The organism is Actinorectispora metalli (assembly GCF_056323685.1).
Map to the genome: position 1 here is coordinate 3239304 of NZ_JBREYE010000001.1, position 21671 is coordinate 3260974.

Genomic DNA, 21671 nt, shown 5'->3' on the forward strand with positions numbered 1-21671 from the left:
GGAGAACATTACTCCTTGACCGATGTAACACCAAAAGTGTCAAATAAATTCATGGAGCGCGACATCTACGGCCCGGACCACGAGGCGTACCGGGAACTGGCCAGGACCTTCATCGCGAAGGAGATCACCCCGCACCACAAGCAGTGGGAGCAGGACGGGATCGTCAGCCGCGAGGTCTGGCTCGCCGCGGGCCGGGCGGGGCTGCTGGGCACCGCCGTGGACGAGGCCTACGGCGGCGGCGGTCAGCCCGACTTCCGGTTCAACGCCGTGTTCGGCGAGGAGATCTCCGCCGCGGCCGCCTCCGGGCCCGGCTTCTCGGTGCACAGCGACATCGTCATCCCCTACATCGCGGGGCTGGCCACCGAGGAGCAGAAGCAGCGCTGGCTGCCGGGCATGTGCTCCGGCGAGACCATCGGCGCCATCGCCATGACCGAGCCCGGCGCTGGCAGCGACCTCCAGGGCATCACCACCACCGCGGTCCGTGACGGCGACGACTACATCCTCAACGGACAGAAGACCTTCATCAGCAACGGCATCCTCTCCGACCTGGTCATCGTGGTGGCCAAGACGAACCCCGCCGTGCCCGGCCACGAGGGCATCAGCCTGTTGGTGGTGGAGCGCGGCATGCCCGGCTTCGAGCGCGGCCGAAACCTGGACAAGGTCGGTCTCAAGGCGCAGGACACCGCGGAGTTGTACTTCAGCGATGTGCGGGTGCCCGCGGCGAACCTGCTCGGTGAGGAGGGCAAGGGCTTCATCTACCTGGTGCAGAACCTGCCCCAGGAGCGGCTGATCATCGCGGTGATCGCCGTGGCTGCCGCCGAGGCGGTGCTGAAGGCCACCACCGACTACTGCCGCGAGCGCACCGCGTTCAACCGGCCGATCGGCAAGTTCCAGCATGTCCGGTTCACCCTCGCCGAACTGGCAACCGAGGTGCAGGTGGCACGGGTCTTCGTGGACAAGTGCATCGAGCAGCACTCCGCGGGCAAGCTCACCGTCCCCGAGGCGGCCATGGCCAAGTGGTGGACCACCGAGCTTCAGTGGAAGGTCGTCGACCGCTGCGTGCAGTTGCACGGGGGCTACGGCTACATGAGCGAATACCCCGTCGCACAGGCCTTCATCGACTCCCGCGTGCAGACGATCTACGGCGGTACAACGGAGATCATGAAAGAGATCATCGGCCGTTCCATGGGATTTTGACAGGTCAACTTTTCGACCATCAACCCTGTTGGGCGAGGGTGTTCGGCCTCGCGGGCACAAGGAGGACGTTGCCACTTCCTGCCATCTATGACCACACTGAGTAGCGGAACGCCTATGTGGCGTTAACGCACGTGCTTCCCGCACGGATGGAGACTCAGCGGCGCATCAGGGGGTTGGGAATGGTCGACGTGGGTGCGCGTCCAGATGTTGAGAAAACAACGACCGAAAGTAGATCATGTCCGGAAACAAATTCTGATCTTGGATTATTCGGCCCGTCGTCGGTGACTTGGCAGCTGCATGCGGACCCCGGTATGTGGATTGCGGGAATATGCAGCCTGTACATGCAGGCATTGCACCCGCTCGCGGTGGCGGGAGTAGTGCAGAACTCTACATTCCGCGAGGACCCGATGGGCAGGCTTCTGCGAACGGCGAACTTTGTCGGGCTTGCCACCTATGGCTCGATCACCGAGGTCGAGTTCATGGCCCGACAGGTTCGCGCCGTGCACCGGGCGCTGCGCGGCCGCGACCCCGGCACCGGCAGGAGTTTCCGCATCGACGACCCGGAACTGCTGTTGTACGTGCACTGTGCGGAGGTCTATTCCTTCGCAACCGTGGTCCGCAGGGCCGGGTACCCGATCAACGAACGGCAGATGGACCTGTACTTCCATGAGCAGCGCAGATCCGCCGCGCTCGTCGGGCTCGACCCCGACGAGGTGCCCGGCTCGCTGCGGGAGATGGAGCAATATTTCGCCGATATCCGCCCCCGCCTCCGAAAGACTCCCGAGTCGGAGATCGTGTACAAATTCCTCCGACTCCCCCCGGTGCCATTCCTGCTGGCACGGTTCAGCTATCTCCCGATAGGACAGTTGGCCTACTCGGTGCTGCCGAATTGGGCAATCAAAATGCACGGACACTGTGCCATGCCCAGACCGGCGGCTGATCTCGCACTGCGCATGCTCCGGTCCGCGGGATTGCTCGTCCCGTTGCGTGCGATCGACGCATTGATTGGCGAGTCCTCGCACCCTATGCGTGCAATTGCCCGACTCGGCAGATGGGCCACCCCGTCGGTCAGAAGGCTGCCGCGCGTTTAGGGAATGGGTGAATGGGATGCCGCCGCCCCTGCACGACGGCATCCCATTCACCCGTGGCTTTCACGTGCATTCACGGCCACGACGGTTCCTCCGCGGGACACATCACAAGCTCCCGAACCTCGCAGCCGGGGGGTTGACGGAGAGCGAACACCGCCGCCTCCGCCACGTTCTCCGGCGGGTTCAGCGCGGACATGTCCGGCGGCCGGTACTGCTCGGTGCGGCCGTCGAAGAAGGAGGTCTGCATCCCGCCCGGCACCAGCATCGTCACCCCGACCTCGCCCGCGCACTCGGTGGCCAGTGCCCGGGAGAAGCCCACCACCCCGAACTTGGACGCGCAGTAGGCGGTCGCGTCGCCGACGGCCCGCAGACCGAGTGTGGACGCGATCGTCACCACCCGACCGCGGCTGCGCCGCAGGTACGGCAGCGCCGCCCGGATCACCGCCGCGGTCCCCAGCAGGTTGACCGCGATGACCCGCTCCCAGTCCTCCGCGGGCACGTCCTCCAGCCGTCCGCAGGAGTCGATGCCCGCGGCGCACACCACCGCGTCGAGTCCACCGAGCCGCTGTGCCGCGTCTCGCACGGCCCGCTCGGTGGCGCGGCCGTCGGTCAGATCGGCGGCGATCACCTCGGCGGCGGACTCCCGCAGGTTCGGAGCGGGCTCGGCGACATCCAGCAGCACCGGCCGCCCGCCGTGCGAGACGACCGCCCTCGCCACCGCCGCACCCAGACCCGAGGCGGCCCCGGTGACCAGCACGGTGCCCAGCGAGTCAGCCTGCCGGGCTGTGTGCGGGCTCGTACCAGGCTGCGCATACGTGGTCATACCCCGTTCCCTTTCCGTTGCTCTCGGCTTGATCGTCCGTCGGGTCGGCGGACACCGTGCCCACGCCGCCCGCGGCCAGGAACTCGGCGGCCTCCCGCACGGCGATGTCCACCGACTGCTCGATGTTCTTGCCCGCGCACAGCCCCAGCGCCACCGACGAGGCGAACCGGTCGCCCGCCCCGCACGGGTCGGTCAGCCGGATGACCGGTGCGGGCATCCGGGTGCTCACGCCGTCGGAGAACACCACCGCGCCGTCGGCGCCCAGCGTCACCGCGGCGGCCCTGGCCTCCCACGCAACGGTGACCCGCCGTGCGACCTCCGCCGCGGACTCCGCCCCGTCGATGGTCATGCCGGTGGCCTGCTCCGCCTCGGCGGCGTTCGGGGTGACCACCGTGGTGCCCGGCACCGGCCGCGGCCCGCGGGGATGCGGGTCCCACACCACCGGCACCCTGGTCGCCGCCTCGGTGAGCATCGCGCGCAGCCGGGGGTCGGCGACGACGCCGCGGCCGTAGTCGGACACCAGCACGGTGCCCGCGGCGCCGACCGCGGCCAAGGCCTGCGGCGGCAACTCGACAGGTCCGGCACCGCCGCCGCTGTCGATCCGCGCCAGCGATTGGCCGCGGCAGCGCAGCCGCGTCTTCACCGAGGTGGCCGGTCCTTCGCCGATGATCAGGCGCAGCCCGGGGATGGCGGTGAGCAGGGCCTGCAACTGCCTGCCCGCGGGGTCGTCGGAGATCGCGCTGACCAACACGACCGGTCCCCCGGCGCGTGCGGCGAGGCAGGCGGCCAGGCCTGCGCCGCCGGGGCGCAGCGTGGACCGCTCCAGATCCAGCACCGGCACCGGCGCGTCCGGGCACACTCGGCTGACCGTGCCGATCAGGTCCACGTCCAGCAGCACGTCGCCGACGACCACCAGCGGTGCGGTCATGACGCTTCCCGCTGCGGCGGCGCCACCCCGGCGCCCGACTCGGTGCCCAGCGCGCATTCGAAGGCACCGCACAGCATGTGCACCGCGACCAGGTGGGTTTCCTGCACGGTGGCGGTGGACCCCGGCACGCAGATCGCCTCGTCCACCACGCGGCTCAACGGGTTCGGCCGGTCCCCGGTCAGCGCCCACGAGGTGGCCCCGGCGCGGCGGGCGGCCTCCGCGGCCAGGATCAGGTTGCGGCTGCGCCCGCTGGTCGACAGCAGCACCACGATGTCCTGCGGCCGGGCATGGGCCATCACCTGGCGGGCGAACACCTCGTCGAAGCCGTAGTCGTTGCCGATGGCCGTCAGGCTGGAGGTGTCGGCGTGCAGCGCGATCGCGGCGAACGGCGGCCGGTCGTGCACATAGCGGCCGACCAGTTCGGCGGTCAGGTGCTGCGCCTCGGCCGCGCTGCCGCCGTTGCCCGCGGCCAGCATCCGGCCGCCGCTCAGCAGTCGTCGCGCCAACTCCTGCCCCCACCGGTTCAGCGTGAGGGCGTCCCGGCGCAGGCTGGCCAGCGCGACGGTCAGCGCGTCGACGTGGGCACGGCCCGCGTAGCCGACGGCGACCCCATCGGTGATGTGCTCGGACTGCTGTGTCATCACTGACCCCCCACCGCGAACTCGTGTTGGCGTGCGGGCATCGGGGCACCCGCGCGTTCGTAGACGCGGAGCGTGTCTTCGGCGACGCGCTCCCAGCTGTACCTGGCGAGTACCCGGTCTCGCCCCGCCGCACCGTAGGCCTGGCGCCGGGCCTGGTCGGAGCGCAGCAGTTGCAGCGCGCGGCCGAGGGCCTCCGGATCGCGCGGCGGGACCAGCAGCCCGGTCACGCCGTCCACGACGGTGTCGGTCAGTCCGCCCACGGCCGAGGCCACCACGGGCACCCCGCTGGCCATCGCCTCCAGCGGCACGATGCCGAACGGCTCGTACCATGGCGTGCAGACCAGGACGTCGGTGTCGCGCAGCAGGTTCGGCATCTGCCGCCGCTCCATCTGCCCGAGCAGCCGCACCCGGTCCGCGACGCCCTCGCGGTGCGCGTGGTCGAACAGCCGCATGGCCTCCTTGTCGGTGGTGAGCGCGTGCGGCGGCGGTCCGCCGACGATGATCAGCTCGGCCTCCTGCACCATGCGCAGCGCGCTGATCACCGTGTCGAAGCCCTTGCGGGGCACCAGCCTGCCGACCGAGGCCAGTCGGAACCGGGTGCTCGGCGTGATCCTGTCCTCGGCGGGGGTGAACTGGTCGGGACGGACCCCACAGGGCACCACGGAGATCCGCGACCGCGGCACGCCCATCCGCACGAGCTCGAAAACCTCGTCGGAGCAGGTCGCCACGATGCGGTCCGCGCTGCGGCCGATCATCCGCTCCAGCCTGATCCGCTCCGCCGGGCTGGTGTCGTCGTCCCGCTGGTGGCGGCGCTTGACCGTGCCGAGCGCGTGGAACGTCTGCACCATCGGCACCTTCCGCCCGCGCACGGCCAACGCCGCGGCCAGGCCGGACATCCAGAAGTGCGCGTGCACAACGTCGGGCTGCTCGCGGGAGAACTCACCGGCGAGGAACTCGGCGAAGCGACCCATGTAGGGCAGCAGTTCGTCCTTGGGCAGCCTGCCCGGTGGCCCCGCGGGCACGTGCACCACGGTTCGTCTTGGGCCGATCGCGACCCTGTCTTGCACTGTCCTGCTGTCCCTCCTGGTGTAGATCAGCACCTCGTGGCCCTGCGCGGCCAGCGCCGCGGACAGCTCGTCGACGTGCAGGTTCTGACCGCCCGCGTCCACAGTGCCCAATGAGGCGAGTGGGCTGGCGTGCTCGGAAACCATGGCGATCTTCATATGAGCCTCCCGTTGGGGTCGTCGGCACCCGCGCCCCTGCTCGCGGGCGCCAGTGCCGCTCCGGTCTCACCGGAGAGCACCTTGTCCAGCAACAGGTCCCAGTCGTTCAGGAATGGCGTGAGGCCGTAACGGGCCAGCGCAGCCTCGCGAGCGCGCTTCCCCATGGCGACGGCCAGTTCGGGTTGTGCGATGAGCTCGGCCGCGCCCGCGCGCAGTCGGGCGATGTCGGTCGAGAGCACGCCCGCGCCATCGGGCACCGCCTCGACCGCCTCGGTGCAGGCCAGCACCACCACCGGCATGCCGAGGTGCATGGCTTCGATGAGCGACAGGCCAAGCGAGGTCCACCGGCACGGGTGCAGGTACACCCGCCGCCGCGCCAGTTCCTCGTGCAGCCTGGCCTGCGGGACGTCGCCGACGGGGGTGATCCCCTCGCCCGACAGCCCGGCCAGCTTCATGCCGAACACGTCCACCGGCGCCACCTCGGCGAAGGCGGGCAGCAGATCGGTGCCGGTCACCCGCCCGCGGCGCACCGGCTCGTTGATCGCCACCGCCAAGCGGGGCAACTCGCCGCCGTAGCGGTAGCCGGGGTCGACGATGCCGTGCTCGACGACCACGCTCGGCGTGTCCCCGCAGTCCCACATGAGCTGGTTGAAGTGCGTGACGTGCACGATCACCGCGACGCCGTCGTCGTCGGCGACGGGATGCCGGGAGTTCGGCACGTTCCCCTGCTTGGGGGTGTTGTGCTCCAGGAAGATCGTCGGCAGCCTGCGCCCGGTCCACGACCTGGCCAGCGCGAGTTCCTCCGGCCGCTGCGCGATCACCAGGTCGATGTCGGTCTCGCCCAACTCCGCCTGCGACATCTCCACCGCGTTCGGCGGCCACACCCAGGTGTCCGCGCGACCCCGACCCCACTCGCCGCGGTCGGGCTGCGTCGGCAGCAGATAGGTGTGCTCGCCCTGCACGAACGCGGTCGTCCACGATCCGTGCAGGTGCCACAGCAGGATGCGCAAGCTCATGCCGCCACCCCCGCCATCTGCTCGACCGCCTGCGCGACGTCTTCGGCGGTGACCGACGTCAGGCAGGGGTGGCCCGCCACCGGGCACCGCCTGGCGCGGGTTCCGCGGCAGGCCGCCCCTTGGTCGCCGAGCAGCACGTGCCGCCCGTACGGCGCCCATCGGCGAGCGGGCACCACGGGGGCGAACAGCGACACCACCGGGGTGCCGACCGCGGCCGCCAAATGCGCGGGTCCGGTGTTGCCGACGATGGCCGCCTCGGCCCCGGCCAGCACCCCGGACAGTTCGCGCAGCGTGGTCGCGCCGCCGAGATCCAGCCCCCGGCCGCCCGCGACCTGCCTGGTCAGCTCCTTCTCCCCGGGCGACCCGGTGACCACGACGGTGTGCCCGCGGTCGGCCAGCACCTCCACCGCCTCGGCGCAGCGGTGCGGCGGCCACGCCCTGGCGGGCACCGAGGCACCCGGGTGCAGCACCACATAGCGGTCGGTCCCGACCAGCCCGATCACCGCAGGCGGCGGCAGGACCCGCAGCCGCCCGTCGTCGCCCGCGGGCAGCCGGTGGCCCGCGGCGGCGGCGACAACCAGCGCCCGCTCGGGCTCGGGCAGGTCGTCGTCGAAGTCGGTGCCGGGGCGCAGCCTCACGTCCAGCAGCGAACCCGGATAGTCGGTGGAGATCGCGGTGATCCGCGGGATGCCTGCCAGCCTGCACAGCAGCGCCAGCGGCAGCGACGACTGGTGGAAGGAGGTCAGCAGCACCGCGTCGTCGGCGCCGACCGCCCGCAGCCGCCGCACCAGCCCGTCGACCTCGTCCACGCGCACCGGTGCGGGCTCGGCGTCGATCCACGGGCAGTGCCAGGTGATCAGCTCGGTCACGCCAGGCAGCAGTTCGGCCGCCTGCCTGCCTCGCGGCCCGCACAACAGCACGACCCGGCCGCTCGCGGCGACCGCGCGCACGGCGGGCCCGGAGACCAGCACGTCTCCGTCGCTGTCCAGCCTCGCCACCAGCGTCGTGCTCATGGCGGGCCCAGCCCGAGGGTCAGTTCCACCGCCGCGAGCAGGTCCACCGCGACCACCGGGGCGCGGTCCACCTCGTCGGGCAGGGTGGTCGGGGTGGGCACGAGTACCGCGGTGGCCCCCGCGGCACTCGCGGCGTCGATGTCGGCGCCGATGTCGCCGATCACCACGACCCGGTCCAGCGGCACCCCGAGGCGCCGGGCGGCGGAGCGCACCATGCCGGGAGCGGGCTTGCGGCAGGCGCAGCCGTCCTCCGGTCCGTGCGGGCAGATCTCCCAGACGTCGAATGGCCCGAGCAGCTCCTCCACGCGGTGGTTGACCAGCCGCAACTGCCGGTCGTCGAAGTAGCCGCGGGCCAGCCCGGACTGGTTGCTGATCACGCCCACCGGGATGCGGCGGCGGCGCAGGGCGTGCAGCGCCCTGGCGGCGGTGCGCACCGGGCGCACCCGGGCCGGGTCGGCGTTGTAGGGCACGTCGTGGATCAATGTGCCGTCCCGATCGAACAGCACGGCCGCAGGCAAAGTCGTTCCAGCAGATCCGAAACCCGACTTGGCGGCCATTGGTGGACATGCGGCTCGCATGTCCCCGAGATAGCCGAGCGCCTTGTTGCTAAACGCAAGCGGAATAAGAACTACTCAATGTAGTTCATGGCTACGGACGGTGAAAGTCGTTGTCAGGTGTGGCGGTTTCACCCAGTGGGTAGCCCGTCGGCGAGAGACGGCGACGAGTTGCAGGTCCAGTCATGGCCTGGCTAAGGAGGAAGTTCTCGTGACCACGATTGAACAGTCGGTCGACGTGAGAGTTCCGGTCAGCACGGCCTACAACCAGTGGACCCAGTTCGAGTCCTTTCCGCACTTCATGGAGGGTGTGGAGCAGATCACCCAGCTGTCGGACACGCTGACCCACTGGCGCACCCGGATCGCCGGGGCCACAAGGGAATTCGACGCCGAGATCACCGAGCAGCACCCCGACGAGCGGGTCGCGTGGCGGACCGTCGACGGACCGCACCACGCGGGTGTGGTGACCTTCCACCGCATCGACGACGAGACCTCCAGGGTGAGCCTCCAAATGGAGTACCAGCCCGACACGCTCACCGAGAAGGCGGGCGCCGCCCTCGGCGTGGTGGAGCGCCGCATCGCGGGCGATCTCGAGCGGTTCAAGGAGTTCATCGAGGCCCGCGGCACCGAGACCGGCGGCTGGCGAGGCGACGTGCCCCGGCAGCCACAGGCGGGTGAAACCGACCAGCCGACGCGCGCGGGCACCTCGCCCCACGAGCGCGCCGCCGGTGCACCCCCGGGAGTCACCCCGAACGTCCCCCCGAACGTGCCGCCCAGCGGCACCACGCCCGTCCCGCCGGGACCGACGGCGGGGCAGCCGGGCCATCCCATCCAGGATCCGCGGCGGTGAAAACCCGGTTACCTGCCCGCCGGTAACCGCTGCGGCAGGTGGGTGTGTCGACTCGGGGTCTTCGTCAATCGTCGACACACCCACCGCACCTTCGGCACACACCGGCGGTAGCGTCAGCAGCGCTTTACCGTCAGCATCCGGCCCAGGCATGACCAGCGAGGTAGTTCAGGTGACTCAGTCCTCAGATTCGACACCGGACCGGCTTAACACCGTGGAGGTGCGGGTGGCGGCCAGCCCGCTGTACCTGTCCACGGTGCGGGCCGTGGCCGCGGACCTCGCCATGCGGCAGGACTTCGATCTCGACGCCATCTCCGACCTGAGAATGGCGGTGGACGAAGCCTGCGCGACGCTGGTGCGCATCGCGGCCCCCAACACCGTCCTGAGCTGCCGGTTTCACGTGCAGCCCAAGCTGATCAAGGTGATCGCCGAGGCCGAGATCTCCGGTGGGCAGGTGCCCAACCAGGACAGCTTCGGCTGGCGGGTGCTGCGCACCCTGACCGATGAACTCACCCTCAACCTGACCACGGCGAACTCCAGCGGTGAACGCGTGAACATCGAGCTTGTCAAGCGGAATGCCTCGGTGGTGGACGGGTGAACCAGCCCGAACAGCGAACGTCGTCGAACAGCGAATACGCGGAACTGGCCCCGCTCTTCGACAAGCTCGCCGAACTCGACCCCGGCGACCCGCACCGTTCCCAGGTGCGGGACAGACTGGTCACCGGCCACCTGCCGGTGGCCATCCATATCGCGCGCCGGTTCTCCAACCGCGGTGAGCCGCAGGAGGATCTGACCCAGGTCGCCACCCTCGGCCTGATCAACGCGATCGACCGGTTCGACCCCACCCGCGGCGTCGACTTCCTGTCCTTCGCGGTGCCCACGATCATGGGCGAGGTCCGCAGGCACTTCCGCGACACCAGCTGGTCGGTGCGGGTGCCGCGGCGGCTCAAGGAACTGCACCTGTCGATCAACGCCGCCTCGGCGGAGCTGTCCCAGCGGCTGGGCAGGGCGCCGACGCCCAAGGAGCTGGCCCGCCACCTTGACCTTCCGGTGGAGGAGATCTTCGAGGGGCTGGAGGCCACCAACGCCTACCGCAGCGACTCCCTGGACGACCTGCTGTTGGACGAGGACGGCATCGCGCTCGGCGATTCGCTCGGCTCGGAGGACGCCGAGATGGAGCAGGTCGAGCACCGGGAGGCGCTGGCCCCGCTGCTGAACCAACTCCCGGAACGGGAGAGAACGATCGTCATGTTGCGGTTCTTCGGCAACATGACGCAGACGCAGATCGGTGAGCGGATCGGCGTGTCTCAGATGCACGTGTCGAGGCTGCTGGCCCGGACCCTGGCCCATCTCCGAGAGGCCCTCCAGGATGAACCGCCAGGCTGATCGGGACGGTGCGCGCCGCATCGTGGTGCTGCGCGCACTGAAGTTGGGTGACCTGTTGGTGGCCGTGCCCGCCCTGCGCGCTCTGCGCAGGGCGTTTCCGCGCCACAACATCATGCTGGCCACCTCCGGTTGGCTCGCCCCGATCGTGGCTCGCATCGGTGCCGTGGACCAGCTGGTGCCCACCAAGGGTTTCGCCCCGCTCCCGCAGGCCGCGGCCCGTCCCGAGCTCGCGGTGAACCTGCACGGCAAGGGCCCCGGCAGCACGGGTGTGCTGGACGCGCTGGAACCGCACCGGCGCATCGGCCACCAAGGGTGGGGCTGGGAAGGCCCGGAGTGGCAAGAGGAGAAGCCGGAGCGGGAGCGGTGGTGCGAGCTGCTGCGCTGGCACGGCATTCCGGCCGACCCCGCCGATCTGCACCTGAGCGGCGCCGACGCCGAGGTGCCGAAGGCGGTGCTGGTCCATCCCGGTGCCGCCACCGGCAGCCGTCGCTGGCCGGTGGAGCGGTTCGCCGCGGTGGCAAGGGAACTCGCGCTGGCGGGCCGGAAGGTGTTGGTCACCGGCACCGCGGTCGAGGAGCCGCTGGCCGAGAAACTCATCGAGTTGGCGGGCCTGCCCTCCTCGGCGATGACCGCGGGTAGGACAAGCCTCCCGGAACTGGCCGACCTGGTGCACGCCGCGGACTTGGTGATCTCCGGCGACACCGGCATCGCGCATCTCGCCTACGCCTACGGCACGCCGACCGTGACCCTGTTCGGGCCGGTGTCGGCGAACCGGTGGGGGCCGCCGCCCGGGGGTCCGCACCTCACGCTCTCTCAGGACACTGCCCGCCGAGGCGATGCCTTCGCCGACGATCCCGATCCCGCGCTGCTCGGCATCAACGTGTCCGAGGTGCTCGCGGGGGCGCGGAACCTGCTGGCGTGATCACCGTCGTCGGCGGCACGTGTGCCCGGGGGTTCGGCATCTGCCGCCCCGACCACCTGCGCCGGTAGCGGTCCAGCCTGCGGCGCACGTCCGCCTTGTCCCGCAGCAGGTCGCCGACGGCCGCCGCCGCGCGTTGTGCCTCCAGCAGCAGGCTGCGGTCCTTCGCGGCGGCGCCGAACTCCCCGTCGGAGCCGTGATCCACAGCGTTGTCCACAGGTGCGCACAGGTTGTCCTGCCGGGCGTCTGCGTCGATTTCCTGCTCGGTCTGTTGTCCGGCAACGGCATTGCGAGCCAGGTAGCGGTCCATCCAGCCGGGCAGCAGCAGGTCGCCGATCCGCGTCAGCACCGTCATATGCCCCACGTACACATCGCGCGGCGCCCGTTCGGCGGCGAACGCGACGGCTCTGGCCGCGACCTCCGGCCGGTAGATCGGCGGCACCGGCTGCGGATGCCGCGGCAGTCGGGTGCGCACCCAGTCGAACTGCGGGGTGTTCACCGCGGGCAGGTGCACCATCGAGACCCGCAGGTCGCTGTCGGTGTGGACCAACTCGGCGCGGAGCGAGTCGGTGAAGCCCTTCATCGCGTGCTTGCCTGCGCAGTAGGAGGCCTGCAGCGGAATGCCGCGATACGCCAGCGCCGAACTGACCTGCACGATCGTGCCCGTGTTCCGCGGGCGCATGCTGCGCAGTGCGGCCAGCGTGCCGTATACCGCGCCGAGGTAGGTGACCTCCGTGACGCGTTTGAACTCCGCGGGCTCGATGTCCCAGGTGAACGCGAAGACCGCCTCCATCGCGTTGTTCACCCACACATCGATCTCACCGAGGTCGGCCCGGACGCGGTCGGCCGCCCGCTCCATGGCCAGCGGGTCGGCCACATCGGCCTCGATCGGAATCGCGGCTGCCGCTCCGAGGTTCAGCGCTTCCGCCGCCGCGGCCGCCAGACCCGCGGAGCCTCTGGCGATCAGCCCGATGGCGTCACCGCGCCTGGCGAACTCACGCACCGCGGCCCGCCCTACTCCGGCCGAGGCCCCGGTGATCACGACGACGCGGCTGGTCTTCTCCATACCCGCGGCGTACCCGCTCCCGGCCTGCCGGACACCTCAGCCCGAATCGCGCGAATCCGACCATCGGCGAAGAACGGCATAACCGAGGGTGAACAGAACGCACGCATTCAGCAGATGCCACAGGAAGTGGGTGCCGATGCTGAACTGGCCGCACACACCATCGTCGATTCCGCGCAGAAACAGTGAAACCGCGAAAATCGCGGCGGCGAGGAACAGCAGCCGCTGGTACCGGCGGGCCGTGTGATCGCGGGCGAAGCCAAGCGCCAGCGCCAGCAGCACCAGCGCGATCAGGTTCACCAGGTATCCGCCCTGCCCGCCGCTCCCGCCGACCAGCAGACCGCCGAGCACGCTGAACACCAGCAGCCCCGGGATGCCCAGCCAGGCCAGCCGCCACCGCAGGTTCCAGAACCAGCGCAGGTAGCAGGCGGTGTAGAAATGCGTGAACACGGCGATGAACGCCACGTCCAGCGCCGCGGTGACGCCGGTGGCGAAGGTGTGGAACGACAGGCTGGCCAGGCCGACCAGGAACAGGATCACGCTCAGCGCCCGCAGGCTGCCGGGCGCGCGCTCTCCTCGCCGGGCGGCGTGCCGGTCCAACAGCCGCCACAGCACGACGGCCGCGATCAGGAAGCCGACGTTGCTGACGGCGTTGAGCGGCTCCGCCAGCAGCCCTGGGCCGGTCCGCTCGCAGTAGATATCCACGTATTCCTGCGCTCCCACGGTGCAAGCAAACCACGGCAGGCCAGGACGCGTCCGTCTGACCAGGGCTTTGCCGGTCAATGTGTGTCGGAACGCATAAGAAAACAGGCGAAGATGACACCGGGTGAATACGTTGCGGCACAAAGGTTGTAGTCATTTCACCCGTATCGCCATAGCGAAAAGGCGTGCTGGAAGGGCAATCTGGCTGAGGCTGTTCCATAGTGCACGGTCATGTCGTTGGGGGAGGTAGGCCTTGACCGATCAGCGTCTATGCGCGGATAGCACGGAACCCGCCGCGAGCGGTGTCGGCAATCACGGCTGGTGGGTGGGCGCCCGCAACCCGTTGCTGCATTTCGTTGACACGTCGGGACATCCGGTCGCCAACCGCGGCCAGGTCTTCTTCACCGCGAGCTGTGGCGCGTTGGTGCTGGCCACCAGGCCGAGCGCGGGCGAACTGCCCGGCTTACGGCCCTGTGGTTCCTGCCTTTCCGTTGCCGGTTGACCTCACGAGTCGATCTTCGGTGAACTCCCACCAGAGCCGCCGAGAAAATTGCTTCAGGCAGCAAATACTTTGGGCAATGTATGAAGATCCTTCTAGCCAGATGTCAACCTGAACGGATTAGTAGGCTGGGCGCAGAGTGATCACGCAGGGCGGTTGGCGACCTGTCGAGAATCACTATTAAGGGTGTTTTGTTCCCCCGACAGGACTGTTATGCGCTTTTGAGGTCAACCGGCACTCCTACCCTTACCGATGCCCACGAAGTAGGGAGAGCGAGACGGCCGCGCCGTCGGCGCCCACACACGTGAGTACACGGTTCGACCCATCGTTCGAGCCAAGTGCCGGGTTCATCCCCCGGGACTCGGCACAAACCCACGGCCGGGCTTGGACGACCACGATCAGATCTGAGGAGATTCAATTGCGAACCCGGACCAAGCGCACGCTGCACGCAGCTGTGCTTGCCGCTGGCGTCGCTGCGCTAGGTACGTCGGCAGCCGCGGCCCAGTCCCCTCACGATACGGCGGACGCTCCCGCTCCGGAGGCTCCCAGCGACCTCGGTGCGGAGACGCCGATTGAGCTGTGTGACCTGACGAAGGGTTCGAGTGTCCCGTGCGCCGCGGGCGCCATCACGCTGGCCGCGCCCAACCCCGGCGGCGCGTCGGTGGCCGAAGCCCCGAACCGGATCATCGAGCCCCTGTCGGAGCCCGGCAAGGTCATCAATGGACCCGGCGCGCAGCAGATCGCGGCCAACGCGGCGAAGGAAGCGGCCGTTCTCGGGCACGTCAAGAACGCCCGACCCACCATCGGCAGCGACCTGTCCGATCCCGAGTCGAACGGCGAGCTGCTCAAGTTCGGCGCCAAGCCGCACAAGCCCGGTGACAACGGCGTCAGCGGTGCCGACACCGGCCTCGAGCTCACCGCGGTCGAGGGCTACAACGCCGAGCCCCTGCGCAGCCCGGTCGCCTCCGCGACCAAGCTGATCGAGAACGCGACCGGCACCCCCGCGTCGAAGTTCACCGAGGTCGTCGCCGCCCCCCTGCGTGAACTGCCGACCGTCCGCAAGGGCATCAACGAGCTGCTCGCCGAAGGCCACGGCGCGACCCACCAGCTCGCCTACGGCGTCTCCGGCTACACGGAGGAGAACCCGCCTGCCGCGCCGCAGTGGGAGGACATCCAGCGCGAGGTCGCAGCCCTGGTCCCCGCGCTGCCCACCAGCAAGCAGGTCAACGTCGGCGGCATGCCCGGAGTGGGCGAGATGGTGCCCTCCGAGGTCCAGCCGCGCGGCGAGGCCGTGCCCGGCGTCAGCTCCGGCCCGCTGGACGGCGTGCTCGGCAAGGTCGGCCTCGGCAGCGCCGCCGCGGGCGGTCTCGCCGGTGCCACCAACGGCCAGACCGTGAGCGACGGTACCGGCGGCGCGCGTTCGAAGAAGGACGTCGACCGCTACTCCGAGATGACGCGTGGTCCGATCGAATCGAAGATCAACCGCCAGCCGGGTGCGCAGGGCAAGCCCAGCCCGGAGAGCTCGGCCACCTTCCTGCCCGGCGAGAGCATGCTGCCGGTCGGCACCGGACTCCCCACCGGCGCCGAGCTGTCCAAGCAGGACGGTGTGAAGTTCGACGGCCACCTGCACCGGCTGGTCGGTTCGGATGTCTCCACCGGCGCCGCGATGAAGGCCGTGTCCCAGGACGGTGCCCCCGACCTCGGACCGGCGGGCACGCTGCTGCCCGCCGACCCGGCCCGTGGCGGTCCGGTTGACGGCCTGCCGATTCCGGGTGGCCTCCCCCTCCCCGTGCCCGGCCTCGGCGGCGGTGGCGCGGGCCCGGTCGGCAGGGGCGGCCCGGACATGCCCGCGGCGTTCGAGAACGCGGGCTACGAGCCGGAACTGGTGGGGGCCAACGCGCCCACCCAGCAGATCCCGGGCCTGGAGGCGGTGGGTGTGGGTGCCCTGAGCACCGACACGCTCCCGTTCGGGGGCGCGCAGCCGCGAACGGACGCGCCGCTGGTGCCCGCGATGGGGGGCCTGCCGCCGGTGCGCAGCGACGTGCTGCCCAACGGCACCATCGGCTCCGGTGTGGTGCCCAAGGTCGACCCGGCCCACGCGATGGACAAACTCAGCAGCGGCAAGGCGCTCGATGCCCTGACCGCCGAGCGGTTGGCGAGTGAGCTCAGCGGCGAGAAGGCGGTCGAAAAGCTCGGTCCCGGCAACGACATCGGCCCGCTGACCACGGTGAACTCGGTGCGCAAGCTGTCATCCGCCCAGGAGGGCGCGCCGCGCGCCAAGGCCCCCGAGATCCCGGCGACCGACCTCAACGTGGTGCCCGCGCACCAGACCCAGCACCTGCCGGGCGCGGACAAGCTGAGTTCGGTCTCCGCCCCGGACCCGAACGGCATTGCCCGCGGCGAGATCCCGGTGGAGACCGGCGCCGAGGTCGACCTGGCCGACGAGATTCCGGTGCCGGAGGTGGACCCGAAGTCGCTGAGCAAGGGCGATGTGCCGTTGTCGCTCGGTGCCGACGTCGACCTCGCCGACAACCTGGTCCCGGGTGGTCACAAGGCGCCGCAGGTGCCGCACGTGGTCGTCGACCCGGACCTGTCGGACCCCTCGCAGGTGTCCGAGGTGCTCTCGGTGACCGAGGCGCCGGACCTGGCCGAGGTTCCGCAGCCCGCAGGGCTGCCCGTGGACACCGAGGTCCCGGAAATGGCAGGCGCCCTGGGGCTTCCCGAGGCGCCGCAGCTTGACCAGGCTCCTGAACTGGGTGAGGCTCCTCAGCTGCCCGAGATGCCTGCGGTAGAGCTGCCGGAGCCGGACCTGCCTGCGTCGAACACCGACGAGGCCATGCAGTTGACCAACGTCTCGCCGAACTCGACCCCGTCGGCGAGTGACACCACCCATGTCGACGAGGTCAACAAGGACCTGCTGCAGAAGGTCGCCGACCTGGGCACGGTGGAACTGGACGACTCGGTCGCGGGACCGGCAGGTGACGTCGCCGTGGACGTCTCCCGTCAGGTCGGCATGGAGTCCGAGGTCAAGGGTGCGCAGGGTCAGGTCTCCTCGGTGGCGCACACCGTGATCGTCTCCCCGCTGGACCAGATCGGCCGGGCCGTCGGCCAGGAGGCCGTGGGTACGACGGTGACCAAGGGCTATGTCGCGCATCCGGTCGTGGGTGTGGTGCGCGTCCTGGCTCACGACAGTGTGCAGAAGGCGATCGTCCACACCGCGAACCAGGTGGCCAGGGGGCCGGTGCAGAAGCTGGCGGGCGCGAGCCCGACCGGTCAGCCCGGTGTGCCGCTGCTGCAGGACGGTTTGGCCATTCCGGTGGTCGGCGGCGAGAACTCGGTGACCGATTCGGTCAGCGGTGGCTCGCAGGCGGAGCCGCCGCTGGGTCTGCCCAGGGTCGACAAGGCGCTGCCCAACGACGACCGGGTGCCGGTGGTGACCACCGCCAAGATGATGACTTGGGGTGCGGGCATGGCTCTCGACGCCATGACCGCGGGCGTCCACCGGGTCAGCGACGAGGGAACCGGCGCTGTGAAGCAGACGCAGGATTCCGCCTAGCCGAAAATCGCATTACCCATCGGCGCACCGCGCGGCTGCCGATGTGATTCTGAATACGCTTTCAGCCCGAGGTCGGGAAGTAAGTAGACCTCGGGCTGAAAGCTATTCGCGCGACATTTCCGCGCCTACTTGTTTACGCACACAAAAGGGTGAGAACAATATGTGACGTTGGTGTCGCTACTCGTCCGTGCGAGTGGTCATTCTGGCTACTGCCAGCAAGAATCAGGGCAAAATCGAACCTGTTGTGATGATCGTTCGTCACCTTATGGTGTGCTCTTGCGGCTGTGGCCCCCGAATTGGCAAATTGCGTGCGCGGGATACGGAAGACTGCTGGCTGCCCAAGGAGTTTCACGCCCTGCGGGCAAGAGGGATTTCCCGAGATTAGATTCCAAGGAAGGTGCAACTGTGCGCAAGGCACGTATCGCCGGTGCGGTTCTGGCCGCTGCTGCCGGTGTTGTGGCTCTGGGCGGTTCCGCTCTCGCCGACTCTCACGGCAACGACGGCATCAACATCGCGAACGACAACAACCTGAACGTTGCCAACATTCAGCTGTGTGGTAACGACATTGCTGTCATCGGCGGCATCCTCAACCTCGACAGCCCCGAGGTCAACAACTGCGTCAACGCCCCGCTGCTCGACCACACCGGTGGCGACAACGGCGGTGGCGGCGACCACCACGGCCACAACGGCTGAGCTGCCACTCAAACACCCCGGGGCGCCGAGCCAATTGGTTCGGCGCCCCGGCGTTGTTTCAAGGACGTTCAGCTTGTTGCGACAGCGGGCTTTTCCAGTTCCGGCACAACGGCTTCCGCAGCGGCGGCCAGTTCCCTGGCTTCCCGCCGGTAGGCGGACACGATGGCGGTGACGGCGCCGATGACGATCGCCGCGTACACGATCACCCGCAGCGTGGTGCCAACGTCGGCGGCATTGAACAGTGTCCGCGCGTTGGTCAGCACCAGCAACGATCCGACCGCCGCGCCGAGGATGTTGGACCGCAGTTTGCGCACCAGCCAGGCCGCGACCGGCGCCGCGATGGCCCCGCCGATCAGCAGCGGCAGCACGACCTCCAGCGGAATTCCCGCCGACCCGATGCTGTTCAGGAATCCGGCGCTGGCCGCGATGGCGACCAGGAACTCGGTGGCCGCGACCGACCCGACCACCTGGTGCGGCTTGAGCCCGCCCCGCAGCATCAGCGTCGAGGTGGTCAGCGGACCCCAGCCTCCGCCGCCACTGGCGTCGATGAACCCGGCGACCAGCCCGAGCGGCGTGGCCTCCCTGCGGCGCAACCGAAACGCCCGCATCTTCAGCCCGCCCGGCCGCGTGAAGCGGATGACGAGGTATCCGCCGATCACCACCAGAATGGTGGCGGTGACAGGCGCCGCGGCCTCCGTCGAGAGCGACCCCAGCACACTCGCTCCGAGGAAGGCGCCCGCGGCGCCCGGCAGCGCCAGCCGCCGCACGACGGGCCAGTGGATGTTCCCGAACCGCCAGTGCGACAGCCCGGAGAAGAGGGTGGTCCCCACCTCGGACAGATGGACCGAGGCGGACGCGACCGCAGGCGTCAGCCCGCCCAACACCAGCAACGTGGTGCAGGTGACCCCATAGGCCATCCCAAGGGAGCCATCGACAAGCTGGGCGGCGAACCCGAATAAGAGCAGCAGAACAAGACCCGGCACGGTGGGCACTCCGTAAGTCGAAATCGGCGCGATTGGTGAGGCGGCACCACAGGCCGTGACGGAGCGCGAGGGCTCGGCCGCGGCTAGCGAACGAAGTCGACCGGACAGAACTCGTCAAACGCGTGGAAACGCCGGGTAGGCCAGAACTCATCGAGCATCGGCAACCAGCGAACCACGGACATACTCTCCATGAGGCCCCACCGGGGGGTGATCTGTCAACCGGATGTCCCCAAGCTGCAATACCCATCCACAAACTTCCCACGGGATGGACCCTTTACCGGGTGGCAAAGCCCGCCGCGATAGGTGGATGATCCCCCCAAACCCCCTGAACCGCCCTCGGCTGCCTCTAGGTTCATGGGTCATGGCGGATAGACCCACGGTGCGCGGACGCAGGCTAGGCGCGGCCCTGCGCGACGCGCTGAAGAACGCCAACGTCTCCAACTCGGCGGTGGCCCGCAAGATGAAGTGGTCGGAGACCAAGGTCAGCCACCTGCTGTCGGGCAAGCGCCCTGCCATATACGAGGACGTGGCCTCGGTCCTGGTGATGTGCGACATCACCGGCGATGAAAGGGCGGCCCTTCTCAAGCTCTGCAAGGAGGCCCGCCAGCCCGGCTGGTGGCAGCGCTACGACTCGTACTTTTCGGAAGACTTCCAGGCCTTCATCGACTACGAGGACAGCGCCGCTGTCATCTATGACTTCGAGCCGAACCTGGTGCCGGGTTTGCTGCAAACACACTCCTACGTGAAGGCGCTGATCGAGTCATGTCCGCTCATGGCGCTTTCGGAGCGTGCCCGTCGGATTGACGTCCGCGTGAAGAGGCAGGAGATCTTCGAGCGATCGCACCCGCCACAGTGCTACTTCTTCGTGCACGAGCAGGCACTTCGACTGCCGATCGGTGGCGCGACGGTGCGTTCGGAACAGCTACACCACCTGCTTCAACTGGCAGTTCGCCGCTACATCGAGCTTCGGGTCGTACCGACCGACATCGACGAATACCCGGCTCAGGGCGGTAGCTTCCAGCTGTTCGAGTACGTCGACTTGCCCTCGATCGCGTACACCGAGAACGGCATCTCGAGTCTCTTCATGGAGGACGACAACGAGATAGAGGCCTTCCACAAGATCATCTCTGCTCTGGACCAGGTAGCGCTTAGTGTGGAAGAGTCGAGAGACTTCGTCACCTGGCTCGCTTCAGAGGCTGGAGCAGGAGAGAGTCGCGATGATCGACGCCGAAAATGCTGCGGTTGCTTGGAGAAAGAGCACCCGTTGCCATGATCACACGGACTGCGTCGAGGTAGCCCGCACCAGTGAGTGCGTCTTGGTCCGCGACTCCAAGAACCCGGCAGGCCCGGTCCTGGCGTTCACGACGACAGGCTTCACTCATCTGCTGAAGCACGTGAAGGCAGAGCCGTAGGCGTGCCAAGCTGACGGTGTGTCGGTTGGGGAGGTCGCTGTCAGCGTCAGAGCGGCGCTCGAGCTACTGCCCATCGATGCCCTGAGCAATGCGGCCGAGGCCCTTGGCCAAGCGGTCGACGCCCTGACCGAATCGGCACGTGGAGCCGACGATCTCATGATCGTGGCCGCGCATTGGGCGAAGCTCCGTGAAGAAATCATCGAGCTTGGCGAGCGCCTCCGCGCTGGTCGTGAGCGTGTCGATACTTATCTGCACGAGAAGGTGGGCGCCCCCACGAGGGACCAGCGGCAAGCGGCCGTCGCTCCTGATAGCCCGAAGCAACCGACCACCGGCCGGTGGCGAGGAAAGTCGGCCGCAGAACATGCCCGAGACCGAGGGCACAGCATCGGCCTTGAGTCAGGCCGTCCGAGCGGCTCTCCGATCCGCATTGTGGCCTCCGTCGGAGAACTGGACTCGCTGTTCAACGCCCTGGTCGTGGGCGCCAAGGAACTGGACAACCCGCGCTACCACGGACGCTTATTCCTGTTGCCTGATGGGACTACGGTTGGCTATCGAATGAAGTCCAGAACGTCGCCGTATCCGACCGTCGACGTCAGGGCTCGACCGCGCTTCAAGCTGAAGATCCATGTCGATCCAGAGAGATGTGACTGAACATGTTGGATGAGCTGCGGATCCGCGTTATCGAGGCCGTCTCGGACGACTGGATCTACTTCGCGGAACTCGCAGACATGATCCACGAAGTGACCGGTGACCCCGAGAACCTCATTCAACGAGCCGTCGAGGCCGCTGACGATTTCGTTCGTCAGGGAGTCTTGATCCCCGGCTGGGTCGGCGACGACGGCTTCGAGCCGTGGGAATCCAGTCCGGAGGAGTCCGTCGCCAAGATCAGGGACGAGGTTGCCGCAATGCTGCGGAACAACGTCGAACCTTCGCTCGGCGACATCTGTTGGTTCGATGTCCCCGAGGAGCTCATCGCGGAGGTCACTGATCACGACAACGAGCTGAGCAACTTGCGGCGGGACTGAACCGCGGGGCGCGGCCTGTCGGGGGAAGGCCACGCCCCGCGGGGCTTCAGATGAATCTGAAGTGCGCGAACCTGGCCCACCCACCGTCCGGTGGGCTGCCGGG

Annotated in this window: 23 protein-coding genes; 13 read left to right on the forward strand and 10 right to left on the reverse strand. The window is 68.8% G+C overall.

Annotation, left to right across the window (positions count from 1 at the left end; all coding sequences use genetic code 11):
* The first annotated feature begins 51 nt into the window (after positions 1-51).
* Positions 52-1197, forward strand: a complete 1146-nt coding sequence (locus tag ACU6XJ_RS15200) for an acyl-CoA dehydrogenase family protein (RefSeq protein ID WP_476311404.1) — start codon at positions 52-54, stop codon at positions 1195-1197.
* Positions 1198-1376: 179 nt separating this feature from the next.
* On the forward strand, positions 1377-2288 hold the full coding sequence (locus ACU6XJ_RS15205; protein ID WP_476311406.1) for an oxygenase MpaB family protein: 912 nt from the start codon (positions 1377-1379) through the stop codon (positions 2286-2288).
* Positions 2289-2358: 70 nt separating this feature from the next.
* Here ACU6XJ_RS15205 and ACU6XJ_RS15210 read toward each other — a convergent pair whose 3' ends face one another.
* Genes ACU6XJ_RS15210 through ACU6XJ_RS15240 form a run of 7 tightly spaced genes read right to left on the reverse strand, consistent with a single transcriptional unit; the run spans position 2359 to position 8435 of the window.
* The gene (locus ACU6XJ_RS15210) at positions 2359-3108 is read right to left on the reverse strand and encodes an SDR family oxidoreductase (protein ID WP_476311409.1); all 750 of its coding nucleotides are present in this window, start codon (positions 3106-3108) and stop codon (positions 2359-2361) included.
* Positions 3056-4036 (reverse strand): bifunctional heptose 7-phosphate kinase/heptose 1-phosphate adenyltransferase, encoded by a 981-nt coding sequence (locus ACU6XJ_RS15215; protein ID WP_476311412.1) that lies wholly within the window; start codon positions 4034-4036, stop codon positions 3056-3058. Before ACU6XJ_RS15215 ends, ACU6XJ_RS15210 begins: the two co-directional genes overlap by 53 nt.
* Positions 4033-4677, reverse strand: a complete 645-nt coding sequence (locus ACU6XJ_RS15220; protein WP_476311415.1) for a D-sedoheptulose-7-phosphate isomerase — start codon at positions 4675-4677, stop codon at positions 4033-4035. The genes ACU6XJ_RS15215 and ACU6XJ_RS15220 overlap by 4 nt, the downstream gene beginning before the upstream one ends.
* Positions 4677-5900: a glycosyltransferase gene (locus ACU6XJ_RS15225; RefSeq protein ID WP_476311417.1), complete on the reverse strand. Its 1224-nt coding sequence runs from the start codon at positions 5898-5900 to the stop codon at positions 4677-4679. The genes ACU6XJ_RS15220 and ACU6XJ_RS15225 overlap by 1 nt, the downstream gene beginning before the upstream one ends.
* Complete coding sequence (locus tag ACU6XJ_RS15230; RefSeq protein ID WP_476314034.1) at positions 5897-6910, reverse strand: glycosyltransferase; 1014 nt, start codon at positions 6908-6910, stop codon at positions 5897-5899. Before ACU6XJ_RS15230 ends, ACU6XJ_RS15225 begins: the two co-directional genes overlap by 4 nt.
* Before the next feature lie 2 nt (positions 6911-6912).
* Complete coding sequence (locus ACU6XJ_RS15235) at positions 6913-7929, reverse strand: glycosyltransferase family 9 protein (RefSeq protein WP_476311420.1); 1017 nt, start codon at positions 7927-7929, stop codon at positions 6913-6915.
* Positions 7926-8435 carry a D-glycero-alpha-D-manno-heptose-1,7-bisphosphate 7-phosphatase gene (locus ACU6XJ_RS15240; RefSeq protein WP_476311423.1) on the reverse strand — a complete coding sequence of 170 codons (510 nt, stop codon included), beginning with the start codon at positions 8433-8435 and terminating at the stop codon, positions 7926-7928. Before ACU6XJ_RS15240 ends, ACU6XJ_RS15235 begins: the two co-directional genes overlap by 4 nt.
* Positions 8436-8694: 259 nt before the next feature.
* Here ACU6XJ_RS15240 and ACU6XJ_RS15245 point away from each other — a divergent pair, with 259 nt between their 5' ends.
* The 4 genes from ACU6XJ_RS15245 (at position 8695) to ACU6XJ_RS15260 (ending at position 11638) form a co-directional block, all read left to right on the forward strand.
* Positions 8695-9333 (forward strand): SRPBCC family protein, encoded by a 639-nt coding sequence (locus ACU6XJ_RS15245; RefSeq protein ID WP_476311425.1) that lies wholly within the window; start codon positions 8695-8697, stop codon positions 9331-9333.
* Positions 9334-9502: 169 nt separating this feature from the next.
* On the forward strand, positions 9503-9928 hold the full coding sequence (locus ACU6XJ_RS15250; protein ID WP_476311427.1) for an ATP-binding protein: 426 nt from the start codon (positions 9503-9505) through the stop codon (positions 9926-9928).
* Positions 9925-10716: a SigB/SigF/SigG family RNA polymerase sigma factor gene (locus tag ACU6XJ_RS15255; RefSeq protein ID WP_476311430.1), complete on the forward strand. Its 792-nt coding sequence runs from the start codon at positions 9925-9927 to the stop codon at positions 10714-10716. Before ACU6XJ_RS15250 ends, ACU6XJ_RS15255 begins: the two co-directional genes overlap by 4 nt.
* Positions 10700-11638 carry a glycosyltransferase family 9 protein gene (locus tag ACU6XJ_RS15260; RefSeq protein WP_476311432.1) on the forward strand — a complete coding sequence of 313 codons (939 nt, stop codon included), beginning with the start codon at positions 10700-10702 and terminating at the stop codon, positions 11636-11638. The genes ACU6XJ_RS15255 and ACU6XJ_RS15260 overlap by 17 nt, the downstream gene beginning before the upstream one ends.
* Here ACU6XJ_RS15260 and ACU6XJ_RS15265 read toward each other — a convergent pair.
* Both ACU6XJ_RS15265 and ACU6XJ_RS15270 read right to left on the reverse strand, forming a co-directional pair.
* Complete coding sequence (locus ACU6XJ_RS15265; protein ID WP_476311435.1) at positions 11592-12701, reverse strand: SDR family oxidoreductase; 1110 nt, start codon at positions 12699-12701, stop codon at positions 11592-11594. The two genes, ACU6XJ_RS15260 and ACU6XJ_RS15265, sit on opposite strands and share 47 nt — an antisense overlap.
* A 36-nt stretch (positions 12702-12737) precedes the next feature.
* Positions 12738-13421, reverse strand: coding sequence for a ceramidase domain-containing protein (locus ACU6XJ_RS15270; RefSeq protein ID WP_476311437.1), 684 nt, complete (start codon positions 13419-13421; stop codon positions 12738-12740).
* Between the two features lie 232 nt (positions 13422-13653).
* Between ACU6XJ_RS15270 and ACU6XJ_RS15275 the strand changes: the two genes are divergently transcribed.
* From ACU6XJ_RS15275 to ACU6XJ_RS15285, 3 genes are all read left to right on the forward strand, one after another.
* Positions 13654-13902 (forward strand): hypothetical protein, encoded by a 249-nt coding sequence (locus tag ACU6XJ_RS15275; RefSeq protein WP_476311440.1) that lies wholly within the window; start codon positions 13654-13656, stop codon positions 13900-13902.
* Positions 13903-14317: 415 nt separating this feature from the next.
* Complete coding sequence (locus ACU6XJ_RS15280; protein ID WP_476311442.1) at positions 14318-17455, forward strand: hypothetical protein; 3138 nt, start codon at positions 14318-14320, stop codon at positions 17453-17455.
* Between the two features lie 405 nt (positions 17456-17860).
* Complete coding sequence (locus ACU6XJ_RS15285; RefSeq protein WP_476311445.1) at positions 17861-18148, forward strand: hypothetical protein; 288 nt, start codon at positions 17861-17863, stop codon at positions 18146-18148.
* A gap of 68 nt (positions 18149-18216) precedes the next feature.
* On the opposite strand, the gene ACU6XJ_RS15290 is transcribed toward ACU6XJ_RS15285, so the two are convergent.
* Positions 18217-19131: a sulfite exporter TauE/SafE family protein gene (locus tag ACU6XJ_RS15290; protein WP_476311447.1), complete on the reverse strand. Its 915-nt coding sequence runs from the start codon at positions 19129-19131 to the stop codon at positions 18217-18219.
* Positions 19132-19492: 361 nt separating this feature from the next.
* Here ACU6XJ_RS15290 and ACU6XJ_RS15295 point away from each other — a divergent pair, with 361 nt between their 5' ends.
* Genes ACU6XJ_RS15295 through ACU6XJ_RS15310 form a run of 4 tightly spaced genes read left to right on the forward strand, consistent with a single transcriptional unit; the run spans position 19493 to position 21568 of the window.
* Positions 19493-20404 carry a helix-turn-helix domain-containing protein gene (locus ACU6XJ_RS15295; RefSeq protein WP_476311450.1) on the forward strand — a complete coding sequence of 304 codons (912 nt, stop codon included), beginning with the start codon at positions 19493-19495 and terminating at the stop codon, positions 20402-20404.
* Entirely contained in the window at positions 20349-20543 is a 195-nt protein-coding gene (locus tag ACU6XJ_RS15300; protein WP_476311453.1) for a DUF397 domain-containing protein, read from the forward strand. The genes ACU6XJ_RS15295 and ACU6XJ_RS15300 overlap by 56 nt, the downstream gene beginning before the upstream one ends.
* Before the next feature lie 18 nt (positions 20544-20561).
* Positions 20562-21194, forward strand: a complete 633-nt coding sequence (locus ACU6XJ_RS15305) for a hypothetical protein (RefSeq protein ID WP_476311455.1) — start codon at positions 20562-20564, stop codon at positions 21192-21194.
* A 2-nt stretch (positions 21195-21196) separates the two neighbouring features.
* Positions 21197-21568: a hypothetical protein gene (locus ACU6XJ_RS15310; RefSeq protein WP_476311457.1), complete on the forward strand. Its 372-nt coding sequence runs from the start codon at positions 21197-21199 to the stop codon at positions 21566-21568.
* The last annotated feature ends 103 nt before the right edge of the window (positions 21569-21671 follow it).